At 56.4% G+C, this 13,846-nt stretch carries 17 protein-coding genes; 16 read left to right on the forward strand and 1 reads right to left on the reverse strand.

Translation table 11 applies throughout. The features are described from left to right. Positions 1-163: 163 nt before the first annotated feature. The 15 genes from rpsH to bfr all read left to right on the forward strand — a co-directional run bounded on the left by rpsH (position 164) and on the right by bfr (position 9,364). The gene (rpsH, locus tag QF043_RS01515) at positions 164-556 is read left to right on the forward strand and encodes a 30S ribosomal protein S8 (protein ID WP_010566853.1); all 393 of its coding nucleotides are present in this window, start codon (positions 164-166) and stop codon (positions 554-556) included. Positions 557-568: 12 nt separating this feature from the next. Further along, on the forward strand, positions 569-1,102 hold the full coding sequence (gene rplF / locus QF043_RS01520) for a 50S ribosomal protein L6 (RefSeq protein ID WP_003176412.1): 534 nt from the start codon (positions 569-571) through the stop codon (positions 1,100-1,102). 10 nt (positions 1,103-1,112) lie between these two features. Beyond that, positions 1,113-1,463 carry a 50S ribosomal protein L18 gene (gene rplR, locus QF043_RS01525; protein ID WP_017135964.1) on the forward strand — a complete coding sequence of 117 codons (351 nt, stop codon included), beginning with the start codon at positions 1,113-1,115 and terminating at the stop codon, positions 1,461-1,463. 3 nt (positions 1,464-1,466) lie between these two features. After that, positions 1,467-1,967, forward strand: a complete 501-nt coding sequence (rpsE, locus tag QF043_RS01530) for a 30S ribosomal protein S5 (RefSeq protein WP_003176409.1) — start codon at positions 1,467-1,469, stop codon at positions 1,965-1,967. 2 nt (positions 1,968-1,969) lie between these two features. Beyond that, a complete protein-coding gene (gene rpmD / locus QF043_RS01535) occupies positions 1,970-2,146 on the forward strand; it encodes a 50S ribosomal protein L30 (protein WP_003176408.1) in 177 nt (58 codons plus the stop codon). A 3-nt stretch (positions 2,147-2,149) separates the two neighbouring features. Further along, positions 2,150-2,587 (forward strand): 50S ribosomal protein L15, encoded by a 438-nt coding sequence (gene rplO / locus QF043_RS01540; RefSeq protein WP_003176407.1) that lies wholly within the window; start codon positions 2,150-2,152, stop codon positions 2,585-2,587. Next, the gene (gene secY, locus QF043_RS01545) at positions 2,588-3,916 is read left to right on the forward strand and encodes a preprotein translocase subunit SecY (protein ID WP_016969470.1); all 1,329 of its coding nucleotides are present in this window, start codon (positions 2,588-2,590) and stop codon (positions 3,914-3,916) included. It abuts the gene before it with no gap. Between the two features lie 28 nt (positions 3,917-3,944). Continuing rightward, a complete protein-coding gene (rpmJ, locus tag QF043_RS01550; protein WP_002555468.1) occupies positions 3,945-4,061 on the forward strand; it encodes a 50S ribosomal protein L36 in 117 nt (38 codons plus the stop codon). 129 nt (positions 4,062-4,190) lie between these two features. Next, a complete protein-coding gene (gene rpsM / locus QF043_RS01555) occupies positions 4,191-4,547 on the forward strand; it encodes a 30S ribosomal protein S13 (RefSeq protein WP_003210063.1) in 357 nt (118 codons plus the stop codon). Positions 4,548-4,577: 30 nt separating this feature from the next. After that, positions 4,578-4,967, forward strand: coding sequence for a 30S ribosomal protein S11 (gene rpsK, locus QF043_RS01560; protein ID WP_002555466.1), 390 nt, complete (start codon positions 4,578-4,580; stop codon positions 4,965-4,967). 18 nt (positions 4,968-4,985) lie between these two features. Next, positions 4,986-5,606: a 30S ribosomal protein S4 gene (gene rpsD, locus QF043_RS01565; RefSeq protein WP_003210056.1), complete on the forward strand. Its 621-nt coding sequence runs from the start codon at positions 4,986-4,988 to the stop codon at positions 5,604-5,606. Positions 5,607-5,628: 22 nt separating this feature from the next. Then, a complete protein-coding gene (locus tag QF043_RS01570; RefSeq protein WP_003176403.1) occupies positions 5,629-6,630 on the forward strand; it encodes a DNA-directed RNA polymerase subunit alpha in 1,002 nt (333 codons plus the stop codon). A 41-nt stretch (positions 6,631-6,671) separates the two neighbouring features. Then, entirely contained in the window at positions 6,672-7,058 is a 387-nt protein-coding gene (gene rplQ / locus QF043_RS01575) for a 50S ribosomal protein L17 (RefSeq protein ID WP_007918448.1), read from the forward strand. Positions 7,059-7,304: 246 nt separating this feature from the next. Further along, positions 7,305-8,744: a catalase gene (locus QF043_RS01580; protein WP_373460652.1), complete on the forward strand. Its 1,440-nt coding sequence runs from the start codon at positions 7,305-7,307 to the stop codon at positions 8,742-8,744. A gap of 155 nt (positions 8,745-8,899) precedes the next feature. Next, positions 8,900-9,364 (forward strand): bacterioferritin, encoded by a 465-nt coding sequence (gene bfr / locus QF043_RS01585; RefSeq protein ID WP_015886133.1) that lies wholly within the window; start codon positions 8,900-8,902, stop codon positions 9,362-9,364. Positions 9,365-9,429: 65 nt separating this feature from the next. Here bfr and uvrA read toward each other — a convergent pair whose 3' ends face one another. Beyond that, the gene (uvrA, locus tag QF043_RS01590) at positions 9,430-12,264 is read right to left on the reverse strand and encodes an excinuclease ABC subunit UvrA (RefSeq protein WP_307417274.1); all 2,835 of its coding nucleotides are present in this window, start codon (positions 12,262-12,264) and stop codon (positions 9,430-9,432) included. Positions 12,265-12,442: 178 nt separating this feature from the next. Here uvrA and QF043_RS01595 point away from each other — a divergent pair, with 178 nt between their 5' ends. Next, positions 12,443-13,837 carry an MFS transporter gene (locus QF043_RS01595; RefSeq protein WP_307417275.1) on the forward strand — a complete coding sequence of 465 codons (1,395 nt, stop codon included), beginning with the start codon at positions 12,443-12,445 and terminating at the stop codon, positions 13,835-13,837. Positions 13,838-13,846 lie beyond the last annotated feature (9 nt).

Below are 13,846 nucleotides of genomic sequence, written 5' to 3' on the forward strand. Positions count from 1 at the left end.
CGGTGACCTTGAATCTGGATCAAGCCCCTTTTGGGGCTTGTTTCATTTCCGGAGTGTGTCTAAAATACGCGGCTCGCCTGAGCCCGTGTTTTTTATGGCCGGAGATTCTCGGCGACATATGTAGCCGCAAGGCTAATTTTTTTGTATTAGGAGCGTCTAGCCCATGAGTATGCAGGACCCGTTAGCGGACATGCTAACTCGTATCCGTAATGCCCAGATGGCTGAAAAGTCCGTCGTAAGCATGCCATCTTCCAAGTTGAAGGTAGCTGTTGCCAAAGTCCTGAAAGACGAAGGCTACATTGCGGGTTATCAGATCAGCAGCGAAACCAAGCCACTGCTGTCCATCGAGCTGAAGTACTTCGAAGGCCGTTCGGTCATTGAAGAAGTGAAGCGCGTTAGCCGTCCAGGCCTGCGTCAGTACAAGTCCGCTGAAGATCTGCCGAAAGTTCGTGGCGGTCTGGGCGTGTCTATCGTCTCCACCAACAAAGGTGTGATGACGGATCGTGCTGCGCGCGCTGCCGGTGTCGGCGGCGAAGTTCTTTGCACTGTGTTCTAAGGGGGGATAAGCATGTCTCGCGTCGCTAAGAACCCCGTTAAGCTGCCAGCCGGTGTCGAAGTAAAATTCGCAGGCCAACAGCTTTCGGTGAAGGGTGCCAAGGGCACTCTTGAACTGAACATCCATTCGTCCGTTGAGATCGTTGAAGAAGCTGGTGAGCTGCGTTTCGCTGCTCGCAATGGCGATCAACAAACTCGCGCAATGGCCGGTACCACGCGTGCGTTGGTAAACAACATGGTCCAAGGCGTAAGCCAAGGCTTCGAGCGTAAGCTCCAGCTGGTCGGTGTTGGTTACAAAGCGCAAGCAAAAGGCACGGTTTTGAACCTGGCCCTTGGCTTCTCGCACCCAGTGGATTACGAACTGCCGGAAGGCATCACCGCTGAGACCCCTAGCCAAACCGATATCCTGATCAAGGGTATTGATAAGCAGCTGGTAGGTCAGGTGGCCGCTGAGATCCGCGACTTCCGTCCACCAGAGCCGTACAAAGGCAAAGGTGTGCGCTACGCGGACGAAGTCGTCCGTCGTAAAGAAGCCAAGAAGAAGTAGGGCATAGCAAATGACCGACAAAAAAGTTACTCGACTGCGTCGCGCTCGCAAAGCACGCCTGAAAATGCACGAACTCGAAGTCGTGCGTCTCTGCGTGTACCGCTCGTCGCAGCACATCTACGCCCAGGTCATCTCGGCCGACGGCAACAAAGTCCTGGCCAGCGCCTCGACTTTGGATAAAGAACTGCGTGATGGTGCCACCGGCAACATCGACGCGGCCACAAAGGTTGGCCAGCTGGTCGCTACACGTGCTAAGGCCGTGGGCGTCTCGCAAGTGGCTTTCGACCGCTCTGGCTTCAAGTACCACGGTCGCGTGAAAGCGCTGGCTGATGCTGCTCGTGAAGCTGGGCTGGAGTTCTAAGTTATGTCAAATAACGACCAAAAGCGCGACGAAGGCTACATTGAGAAGCTGGTTCAAGTTAACCGCGTAGCCAAAACCGTTAAAGGCGGCCGTATCTTCACTTTCACCGCGTTGACCGTGGTAGGTGATGGTAAAGGGCGTGTTGGCTTCGGCCGTGGCAAGTCACGTGAAGTGCCTGCTGCGATCCAGAAGGCAATGGAAGCTGCTCGTCGCAACATGATCCAAGTTGATCTGAACGGCACCACACTGCAGTACGCAATGAAGTCCGCACACGGCGCTTCGAAGGTGTACATGCAGCCTGCTTCTGAAGGTACCGGTATCATCGCTGGCGGCGCTATGCGTGCTGTCCTCGAAGTTGCTGGCGTCCAGAACGTTCTGGCCAAGTGCTACGGCTCGACTAACCCGGTAAACGTGGTTCACGCCACTTTCAAAGGTTTGAAAGCTATGCAATCTCCTGAGTCCATCGCTGCCAAGCGTGGTCTGACTGTCAAGGAGATCTTCTGATCATGGCTACCGTTAAAGTAACGCTGATCAAAAGCATGACCGGCCGCATTCCTAACCACAAACTGTGCGTTAAAGGTTTGGGTCTGCGTCGCATCGGTCACACTGTAGAAGTCCAGGATACTCCCGAGAATCGCGGGATGATCAACAAGGCTTACTACATGCTGCGTGTAGAGGGTTAATCGATGAAACTCAATGATCTGAGTCCAGCGCCGGGTTCCCGTCGCGAAAAGCATCGTCCGGGCCGTGGTATCGGTAGCGGTTTGGGTAAGACTGGTGGCCGTGGCCACAAAGGTCAAACCTCCCGCTCCGGTGGCACCATTGCTCCTGGCTTTGAAGGCGGTCAACAGCCGCTGCATCGTCGCCTGCCTAAGTTCGGTTTCGTATCCCTGAAAGCCATGGATCGCGCAGAAGTGCGTCTGTCCGAGCTGGCTAAAGTGGAAGGCGATATCGTTACTGTGCAGACCCTGAAAGATGCCAACGTGATCAACGTCAACGTACAGCGTGTGAAAATCATGCTGTCCGGTGAAGTGACTCGCGCTGTCACTATCGGCAAGGGAATCGGCGCCACCAAAGGTGCGCGTTCGGCTATCGAAGCAGCTGGCGGCAAGTTCGAGGAATAAATGGCTAAGCAAGGTGCTCTCTCAGCGCTCGGCAAAGGCGGTATGTCTGAACTTTGGGCTCGTCTGCGTTTTCTGTTCCTGGCGATTATCGTCTACCGAATAGGCGCACACATCCCGGTTCCAGGTATCAACCCGGACCGACTCGCAGACCTGTTTCGACAGAATGAGGGGACCATTCTTAGCTTGTTCAACATGTTTTCCGGCGGCGCGCTGGAACGGATGAGCATCTTTGCACTGGGGATCATGCCGTACATTTCGGCATCGATCATCATGCAGTTGATGACCGCCGTGAGCCCGCAGCTGGAGCAGTTGAAGAAGGAAGGTGAAGCTGGCCGTCGCAAGATTAGCCAGTACACCCGCTACGGCACTGTCGTTCTCGCCCTGGTTCAAGCTATCGGCATGTCCGTTGGTCTGGCGGGGCAGGGCGTTGCGTTCACTGGTGACTTTGGCTTCTATTTCGTCGCGGTATCCACGTTTGTGGCTGGTGCGATGTTCATGATGTGGCTGGGTGAGCAGATTACTGAACGTGGTGTTGGTAACGGTATCTCGATGTTGATTTTCGCAGGTATCGTCGCCGGTCTTCCGAGAGCAATTGGGCAGTCTTTCGAGTCTGCACGTCAGGGTGATATCAATATCTTCGCCTTGGTTGCCATCGGTTTGCTGGCAGTAGCGATTATCGGTTTTGTGGTGTTCATTGAGCGTGGCCAGCGTCGTATTGCTGTTCACTACGCCAAGCGTCAGCAGGGCCGTAAGGTCTTTGCTGCGCAGACCAGCCACTTGCCGCTGAAAGTGAATATGGCCGGTGTTATTCCGGCAATTTTCGCGAGCAGCATTTTGCTGTTTCCGGCTTCGTTGGGTACCTGGTTTGGTCAGTCTGAAAATATGGGCTGGCTGCAGGACCTCTCTCAGTCGATCGCTCCTGGTCAGCCGTTGAATATTCTGCTGTTTAGTGCAGGGATTATTTTCTTCTGCTTCTTCTATACGGCGTTGATGTTCAATCCGAAAGACGTAGCGGAAAACCTGAAGAAGTCCGGTGCCTTTATTCCGGGTATCCGTCCAGGTGAGCAGTCGGCACGCTACATTGATGGCGTTCTGACTCGTTTGACCCTGTTCGGTGCTCTATATATGACGGCCGTGTGCTTGCTTCCCCAGTTCCTGGTGGTTGCAGCAAACGTTCCGTTCTACCTTGGCGGGACCTCGTTGCTGATCGTGGTCGTGGTTGTGATGGACTTCATGTCCCAAGTACAATCGCACCTCGTTTCGCACCAGTACGAATCCCTGATGAAGAAAGCCAACCTGAAGGGCTACGGCAGCGGCATGTTGCGCTGAGTACCCCATAAGGTTCGAGGAGTTGGTGATGAAAGTTCGTGCATCGGTGAAAAAGCTGTGCCGTAACTGCAAGATTATTCGCCGCGAAGGTGTTGTTCGAGTAATTTGCAGCGCGGAACCGCGTCACAAACAGCGCCAAGGCTGAGTGTGATCCGCTTGAAGCCCGGCAGCTAGTGCGCTGCCGGGTTGATTATTTGTTATTACAGCGATATTATCTCGCGCCCTATTTCTTGGCTTCCGGGGCGTAGGTAGCTGTCAATTGGAGTCCCACTGAATGGCCCGTATTGCAGGCGTTAACATTCCAGATAACAAGCACACTGTTATCTCGCTGACCTACATCTATGGTGTTGGTCGCACTACTGCGCAGAAAATTTGCGCAGACACTGGGGTAAACCCAGCCGCAAAGATCAAGGATCTGAGCGACGAGCAGATTGAGCTGTTGCGTGGCGAAGTGGCGAAGTTCACCACTGAAGGTGACCTGCGTCGCGAAATCAACATGAAAATCAAGCGTTTGATGGACCTCGGTTGCTACCGTGGTCTGCGTCATCGTCGTGGTCTTCCAGTACGCGGTCAGCGTACCAAGACTAACGCGCGTACCCGTAAAGGTCCGCGTAAGCCGATCCGCAAGTAATCGCCCACGCGAATCGACAGGAAAATTATCATGGCAAAACCTGCTGCTCGTCCTCGTAAAAAAGTTAAAAAGACAGTGGTTGATGGCATCGCCCACATCCATGCTTCTTTTAACAACACCATCGTGACCATCACCGACCGTCAAGGTAACGCGCTGTCTTGGGCTACCTCTGGTGGTTCGGGTTTCCGCGGTTCCCGCAAGTCCACCCCGTTTGCTGCTCAAGTAGCTGCTGAACGTGCTGGTCAAGCTGCGCTGGAATACGGCCTGAAAAACCTCGACGTTAACGTCAAAGGTCCAGGTCCAGGTCGTGAGTCTGCTGTCCGTGCTTTGAACGGCTGTGGCTATAAGATCGCCAGCATCACCGACGTGACGCCAATCCCGCACAACGGGTGCCGTCCGCCGAAGAAGCGCCGCGTGTAATCCAGGAGATTGTAAAGAATGGCTCGTTACATTGGTCCAAAATGCAAACTCGCTCGTCGCGAAGGCACCGATCTCTTCTTGAAGAGCGGCGTGCGCGCGATCGAATCGAAGTGCAACATTGAAGCAGCACCTGGTATCCACGGCCAACGCCGCGGTCGCCAGTCCGATTACGGCACCCAACTGCGTGAAAAGCAGAAGGTCCGTCGTATCTACGGCGTTCTCGAGCGTCAGTTCAGCGGCTACTACAAAGAAGCTGCTGGCAAGAAAGGTGCAACCGGTGAAAACCTGCTGCAACTGCTCGAATGCCGTCTGGACAACGTTGTATACCGTATGGGCTTTGGTTCGACTCGTGCCGAATCCCGTCAGCTGGTATCGCACAAATCCGTCAGCGTAAACGGCCAAACCGTTAACGTTCCGTCCTACCAGGTTCGTGCTGGTGACGTGGTCGCGATTCGCGAGAAAGCAAAAAACCAACTTCGCATTGTCCAAGCTCTCGATCTGTGTGCCCAACGTGGCCGCGTAGAATGGGTAGAAGTAGACACTGAGAAGAAGTCGGGCGTTTTCAAGAACGTTCCTGCTCGCAGTGATCTGTCCGCCGACATCAACGAAAGCCTGATTGTCGAGCTCTACTCCAAGTAAGGGCTAGAAAATAGGTGCATCCATGCAGATTTCGGTAAATGAGTTCCTGACACCCCGCCACATTGATGTGCAGGTTGTCAGTCCAACCCGCGCCAAGATCACTCTCGAGCCTCTCGAGCGTGGTTTTGGCCACACCCTGGGCAACGCGCTGCGCCGCATCCTGTTGTCCTCAATGCCCGGCTGTGCAGTAGTCGAGGCCGAGATTGACGGTGTGCTCCACGAGTACAGCGCCATCGAAGGTGTACAGGAAGACGTAATTGAAATCCTGTTGAACCTTAAAGGTCTGGCTATCAAGCTGCACGGCCGTGACGAAGTTACGCTGACCTTGTCGAAGAAGGGTTCGGGGGTGGTTACCGCTGCCGATATTCAGCTGGATCATGATGTCGAGATCGTTAATCCCGATCACGTAATCGCTAACCTGGCGTCTAACGGCGCCCTGAACATGAAGCTCACCGTAGCTCGTGGTCGTGGTTATGAACCGGCCGACTCGCGTCAGAGCGATGAAGACGAAAGCCGCAGCATTGGTCGCTTGCAGCTTGACTCTTCGTTCAGCCCGGTTCGCCGTATCGCATACGTGGTGGAAAACGCCCGTGTCGAGCAGCGTACTAACCTGGACAAGCTGGTTATTGATCTGGAAACCAACGGTACTCTGGATCCTGAAGAGGCTATCCGCCGCGCTGCAACCATTCTGCAACAGCAGTTGGCTGCGTTCGTCGACCTCAAAGGTGACAGCGAACCAGTGGTAATCGAGCAGGAAGACGAGATCGATCCGATCCTGCTTCGCCCGGTTGACGATCTGGAACTGACTGTACGTTCGGCTAACTGCCTTAAGGCGGAAAACATTTACTACATCGGCGACCTGATTCAGCGTACCGAAGTAGAACTGTTGAAGACTCCGAACCTGGGCAAGAAATCCTTGACTGAAATCAAGGACGTTCTGGCCTCCCGCGGTCTGTCCCTCGGCATGCGCCTCGACAACTGGCCGCCTGCAAGTCTTAAGAAGGACGACAAGGCGACTGCCTGATCGTCGTAATCACCGAACGTGAGTTTGGTAAGGAATGAACCATGCGTCATCGTAAAAGTGGTCGTCACCTGAGCCGTACCAGCTCGCACCGCAAGGCCATGTTTCAAAACATGGCGGTGTCGCTGTTCGAGCACGAGCTGATCAAAACTACACTGCCGAAAGCTAAAGAACTGCGTCGCGTTGCTGAGCCGCTGATCACTTTGGCCAAGACAGACAGCCTGGCTAACCGCCGTTTGGCTTTCGACCGTACCCGTTCGAAAGCTATCGTTGGTAAGCTCTTCAACGACCTGGGCAAGCGTTACGCTACCCGTGAGGGTGGCTACCTGCGCATCCTCAAGTGCGGCTTCCGCACTGGCGACAACGCGCCAATGGCGTACGTCGAGTTGGTTGATCGTGCTACTGCAGGCGAAGCTGTAAGCGCCGAGTAAGACGTCTAGCTGTAACGAAGAACCGGGCCTAGTGCCCGGTTTTTTGTGGGCGATAGAAAAGCCGTCTATATTTCTCAAGTCGCTGTCGGTTCCCTTCTTAAACAAACTCTACTCGCCCTGATGGGTGTTAGTTATTTTCTATCAAAGTCCATGATTTAATGCATTTGATGGTGTCATCTTGATGGTCAATACTCCCTCCAAGCCGATTAGCCGGCAGTTCTAAGCCTGACCTGAGGAAGATTGAGCATGAGTACAATTCTGACTACTGCCAGCGGCGCTCCCGTCGCTGATAACCAGAACTCCCGCACTGCCGGCCCGCGTGGCCCATTGCTCCTCGATGACTTTCACCTCATCGAGAAGCTTGCGCACTTCAACCGTGAGAACATCCCTGAGCGGCGCGTGCACGCCAAAGGCTCAGGTGCGCACGGTACGTTTACCGTCACTCGGGACATCACCCAATACACCCGTGCCAAACTTTTTGAGTCCGTAGGCAAGCAGACCCCTACGTTTTTGCGTTTCTCTACGGTAGGTGGCGAGCGTGGCTCGGCAGATACTGCGCGTGACCCGCGCGGCTTTGCCTTGAAGTTTTACACCGAGGAAGGAAACTGGGACATCGTTGGCAACAACACCCCGGTGTTCTTCATTCGCGACCCGCTCAAGTTTCCGGATTTTATCCACACCCAGAAACGCTTGCCGCAAACCAACCTCAAAAGTGCCCAAATGGTCTGGGACTTCTGGTCATTGTCCCCAGAGGCGCTGCACCAGATCACAATTTTGTTCTCGGATCGCGGTACTCCAGACGGCTATCGTCACATGCACGGCTTCGGGAGTCATACCTACAGCCTTATCAACGCCAAAGGCGAGCGCCATTGGGTCAAGTGGCACTATAAAACCAAGCAAGGGATCAAGAACCTGACACCCGAGGAGGCGACCCGTATCGCCGGTACCGATCCTGATTACGCGCAGCGTGACCTGTTTGCTGCAATTGAGCGCGGTGACTATCCAAAGTGGAGCGTCAACATTCAGATCATGACCGAGGCTCAGGCCGCTGCTCACTACGAGAACCCGTTCGATGTGACCAAAACCTGGTCGCAGCAGGAGTTTCCGTTGATCGAGGTGGGTGAACTGGAGCTGAACCGTAATCCAGTGAATTACTTTGCTGAAGTCGAGCAGGCATGCTTCGGTCCAAGCAATATGGTTCCGGGTGTTGGTCTGTCGCCAGACCGTATGCTTCAAGGCCGTGTTTTCGCTTATGCGGACGCCCACCGCTATCGCGTTGGCACCAACCATCAGCAGTTGCCGATCAACTCCCCATTGAGTCCGGTCAATAACAACCAGCGTGATGGTTCCATGTCCCTTGGTTACGGTGGTGCGGCTCCTAACTATGAGCCCAACAGCTTTGCGGATACACCAAAGCAGGCGCCACAGTACGCTGAGCCGCCTCTGGCGCTGAGCGGTGCTGCTGACCGTTATGATCAACGTGAAGACACGGACTACTACAGCCATGCCGGTGCGTTGTTCCGCCTGCAGGACGATGCTCAGAAGGCCCTGCTGATCAACAACATTGCCGGTTCAATGGCAGGTGTTAGCAGCGACGTGATTCGACGCGTACTTCCGTACTTTTTCCAAGCGGACCCTGCTTATGGCCAGGGCATTTCAACCGCAGTGGGCGTAACGCTTAGCTGACTCTAAACGAGAAGCAGAACCGCCCTCATTTGGGCGGTTTTTGCGTTTTTTTAGCTACTTTTCCCCGAAAAACATCACTTTTCTGCCGTTTGTCCCGTGACCTTCGAGTCAGCATGGTTCAAACTACAGACTTTCAAGCAGGGAGATGTAGGGCGATGCAAGGTCACCCCGACGTAATCGATTACCTCAACACGTTGCTGACGGGCGAACTGGCAGCTCGTGACCAATATTTCATCCATTCGCGTATGTACGAAGACTGGGGCTTTACCGAGCTCTACGAGCGTATCAACCATGAAATGGAAGAAGAGGCACAGCACGCCGACGCGCTGATGCGCCGTATCCTGATGCTCGAAGGCACGCCGCGCATGCGTCCCGACGACCTGGACGTGGGCACCACGGTGCCTGACATGCTCGCTGCCGACCTTCGTCTCGAGTACAAGGTGCGTGCCGCGCTCTGCAAGGGCATCGAGCTCTGCGAGCAGCACAACGACTATGTCACTCGCGAGATCCTGCGCGTGCAGCTGAATGACACCGAAGAAGATCACACCTACTGGCTTGAAAAGCAGTTGGGGCTGATCAAGTTGGTCGGTCTGGAGAATTACCTGCAATCGCAGTTCTGATTTCCGGCTACAAAAAAGCCCCTGTCACCGCAAAGTGACAGGGGCTTTTTCATGCGCCCGATAAATCAGGCTTTGTCGCGCGCCAACAGTGGCTTCAAGTAGTAACCCGTATGCGACTGTGGCATCTCGGAGACCTGCTCCGGCGTACCCACCGCAATAATCTGGCCACCCTTGGAGCCGCCTTCCGGCCCCAGGTCTACCAGCCAGTCGGCGGTCTTGATCACGTCGAGGTTGTGCTCGATCACCACGACCGTGTTGCCGTGGTCGCGCAAGCGGTGCAATACGTCGAGCAATTGCTGAATATCTGCAAAGTGCAGGCCCGTAGTCGGCTCATCAAGGATATACAGGGTCTTGCCCGTATCGCGCTTGGACAACTCACGGGACAACTTCACCCGCTGCGCCTCACCGCCCGACAACGTAGTCGCCGACTGCCCCAGCTTGATGTACGACAGGCCCACATCCATCAACGTCTGCAGCTTGCGCGCCAATGCCGGAACTGCGTCGAAGAACACCCGCGCTTCCTCGATGGTCATCTCCAGGGTTTCGTGGATGCTTTTGCCCTTGTACTTGATCTCCAGGGTCTCGCGGTTGTAGCGCTTGCTCTTGCACACATCGCACGGCACGTAGATGTCCGGCAGGAAGTGCATCTCCACCTTGATCAGGCCATCGCCCTGGCAGGCTTCACAGCGGCCACCCTTGACGTTGAACGAGAACCGGCCAGGCCCGTAGCCCCGTGAGCGAGACTCCGGCACGCCGGCAAACAATTCGCGTATCGGCGTGAACAGCCCGGTATAGGTCGCAGGGTTCGAGCGGGGTGTGCGGCCAATCGGGCTTTGGTCGATGTCGACCACCTTGTCCAAGTGCTCCAGGCCCTTGATGCTGTCGTGTGCAGCCGCTTCCAGGGTGGTCGCGCCGTTCAGGGCGGTGGCACTCAGGGGGAAAAGCGTGTTGTTGATCAGCGTCGATTTGCCCGAGCCGGAAACACCGGTCACGCAGGTCAGCAGGCCCAGCGGAATCTCCAGGTCGACATTGCGCAGGTTGTTGCCGCGCGCGCCCTTGAGGTGCAACGCCATTTTTTTGTTACGCGGCGTACGTTTGGCTGGCACTGCGATTTTCACGCGACCGGACAGGTACTTGCCAGTCAACGAGTCCGGGTGAGCCATCACTTCGGCAGGCGTGCCCTCAGCCACAATATGCCCGCCATGCACACCCGCACCTGGGCCAATGTCGACCACATAATCGGCCAAGCGAATCGCGTCTTCATCGTGCTCAACCACGATCACCGTGTTGCCGATATCGCGCAGGTGTTTCAGCGTACCCAGCAGGCGATCATTGTCACGTTGGTGCAGGCCGATCGACGGCTCGTCGAGGATGTACAGAACGCCCACCAGGCCGGCACCAATCTGGCTGGCCAGGCGAATCCGCTGGGCCTCACCGCCGGACAAGGTATCCGCGCTGCGATCCAGCGACAGGTAGTCCAGGCCAACGTTGACCAGGAACTGCAAGCGCTCACGGATTTCCTTGAGAATCTTGTCGGCAATTTCCCCACGGCGACCGGTCAGCTTGAGCACACCGAAGTATTCACAGGCATCGCCGATCGGCAGGTTGGTGACCGCCGGCAATGTTTTCTCACCGACCCACACGTGCCGCGCCTCACGACGCAGGCGCGTGCCACGGCAGTCCGGGCAAGGTTGGGTGCTGAGGAATTTCGCCAGCTCTTCGCGCACGCTGGCCGATTCCGTCTCGCGGTAGCGACGCTCGAGGTTCGGCACGATGCCTTCGAACGGGTGGGAGCGTTTGACGATATCGCCACGGTCGTTCAGGTACTTGAAGTCGACGTTCTGCGAACCACTGCCGTGCAGAATGACTTTCTGCTGCTCGGCCGGCAGTTGATTGAACGGCACTTCCAGGCTGAATTTATAGTGCGACGCCAACGACCCCAGCATCTGGAAGTAATAGACGTTGCGCCTGTCCCAGCCGCGTATCGCGCCCTCCGCCAACGTCAGGTCACCATTGACCAGGCGCTTGATGTCGAAGAACTGCTTCACCCCCAGGCCGTCGCATGTCGGGCAGGCACCGGCCGGGTTGTTGAAGGAAAACAGCTTGGGTTCCAGCTCGCTGATCGCATGGCCGCAGATCGGGCAGGCAAAACGTGCGGAGAAGATGATCTCTTCGCCGGGCTCGTCATCCATTGGTGCGACCAGGGCAATGCCATCGGCCAGCTTCAGCGCGGTCTCGAACGATTCCGCCAAACGCTGCTGCAAATCGGCACGTACTTTGAAGCGGTCGACCACCACATCAATCGAATGCTTCTTCTGCTTGTCGAGTTTCGGCGCTTCATCCAGCTCATACAGCTTGCCGTTGATGCGCGCCCGCACAAAGCCCTGGGCACGCAGCTCTTCGAAGACCGACAGGTGCTCACCCTTGCGCTCACGGATCACCGGCGCCAGCAGCATCAGCTTGGCGCCTTCCGGCTGGGCCAGTACCAGGTCGACCATCTGGCTGACGGTTTGGGCTTCCAGCGGAATATCGTGGTCCGGGCAACGGGGAATACCTACGCGCGCATACAGCAGACGCAGGTAGTCGTAGATCTCGGTGATGGTGCCCACGGTGGAGCGCGGGTTATGGGAGGTCGACTTCTGTTCGATGGAAATCGCCGGCGACAGGCCTTCGATGGTGTCGACGTCGGGTTTTTCCATCATCGACAGGAACTGCCGGGCATAGGCCGACAGCGATTCAACATAGCGGCGCTGGCCCTCGGCATACAGCGTGTCGAACGCCAGGGACGATTTGCCCGAGCCGGACAAGCCGGTGATGACGATCAGTTTGTCCCGGGGCAGGGTCAGGTCGATGTTCTTCAGGTTGTGGGTTCTAGCCCCACGAATCAGGATCTTGTCCAAGATGGCCTCGCACGGCGGGCGTAAATAATGCCGGAGTATACGGCTAAAGACTGGATGAATATACACTGTCAAAGTGCCGGGTGCAGCCTTACATGAAAGCTGCGCGGCAAAGCGCCGCATATACCCTCTCAATCGATGGGACTGGTAGAATCGCCGCCGGTTCACACGAGGTTTTTCCATGCACGATCCCCACAGCGAACGCATGAGTAGCGGCGAGACCCGAGCAGCAAGCGGTCTGGCCCTGGTGTTCGCGTTCCGTATGCTAGGCATGTTTATGGTGTTGCCGGTGCTGGCGACCTATGGAATGGATCTCGCAGGAGCGACCCCCGCACTGATCGGCTTGGCGATTGGCGCCTATGGCCTGACCCAGGCGCTTTTTCAGATTCCGTTCGGGATCATTTCCGACCGTATCGGCCGTCGTCCCGTCATCTACCTGGGGCTGATCGTGTTCGCCCTCGGCAGTGTGCTCGCGGCGCAATCCGATTCGATCTGGGGTGTGATTGCCGGGCGCGTCCTGCAGGGCGCCGGGGCGATTTCCGCTGCAGTGATGGCGCTGCTTTCGGACCTGACCCGCGAACAACACCGCACCAAGGCCATGGCCATGATCGGCATGACCATCGGCCTGTCCTTCGCCGTTGCGATGGTGGTTGGCCCCTTGCTGACCCGCGCCTTCGGTTTGCACGGGCTGTTTCTCGCCACTGGCGGCATGGCGTTGTTCGGCATCGTGATCGTGGCCTTTATGGTGCCGCGCTCTACCGGCACGCTGGCGCACCGTGAGTCCGGCGTTGCACGCAAGGCGTTACTGCCGACGCTCAAGCACCCGGACCTGCTGCGCCTGGATTTAGGTATCTTCGTGTTGCACGCAATGCTGATGTGCAGCTTCGTTGCGTTGCCCCTGGCACTGGTCGAAAAAGCCGGTTTGCCCAAGGAGCAACACTGGTGGGTGTACCTCACCGCCTTGCTGATTTCGTTCTTCGCCATGATCCCGTTCATCATCTACGGCGAGAAGAAACGCAAAATGAAACGAGTTTTGCTCGGCGCCGTCGCGACGCTGATGCTCACTGAGCTATTCTTCTGGCAGTTCGGCGACAGCCTGCGGGCACTGGTAATGGGTACGGTGGTGTTTTTCACCGCGTTCAACCTGCTGGAGGCATCACTGCCTTCGTTGATCAGCAAAGTTTCACCGGCCGGCGGTAAGGGCACGGCGATGGGGGTGTATTCCACCAGCCAGTTCCTGGGCTCCGCATTGGGCGGCATCATGGGTGGCTGGATGTTCCAGCATGGCGGTTTGTCGGTTGTGTTCCTGGGATGCGCCGGGCTGGCTGCACTTTGGCTGGTCTTTGCTGTTACCATGCGCGAACCTCCCTACGTCACAAGCCTGCGTTTGCCGCTATCGCCCGAGGCGATCCGTGAAAGCGGCCTGGTAGAGCGCCTAAAGGCCGTCGTAGGAGTAACAGATGCAGTGGTGGTTGCTGAAGAGGCGGCCATTTACATCAAATTGGACACCGAATTATTGGATCGCGCGACGCTTGAGCAACTGGTCAATCCAGTGCCGACAGCGCGCCCAGCCTAGGAGAACGTT

Source organism: Pseudomonas sp. W3I7 (assembly GCF_030816095.1).
GTDB classification, from domain to species: domain Bacteria; phylum Pseudomonadota; class Gammaproteobacteria; order Pseudomonadales; family Pseudomonadaceae; genus Aquipseudomonas; species Aquipseudomonas salomonii.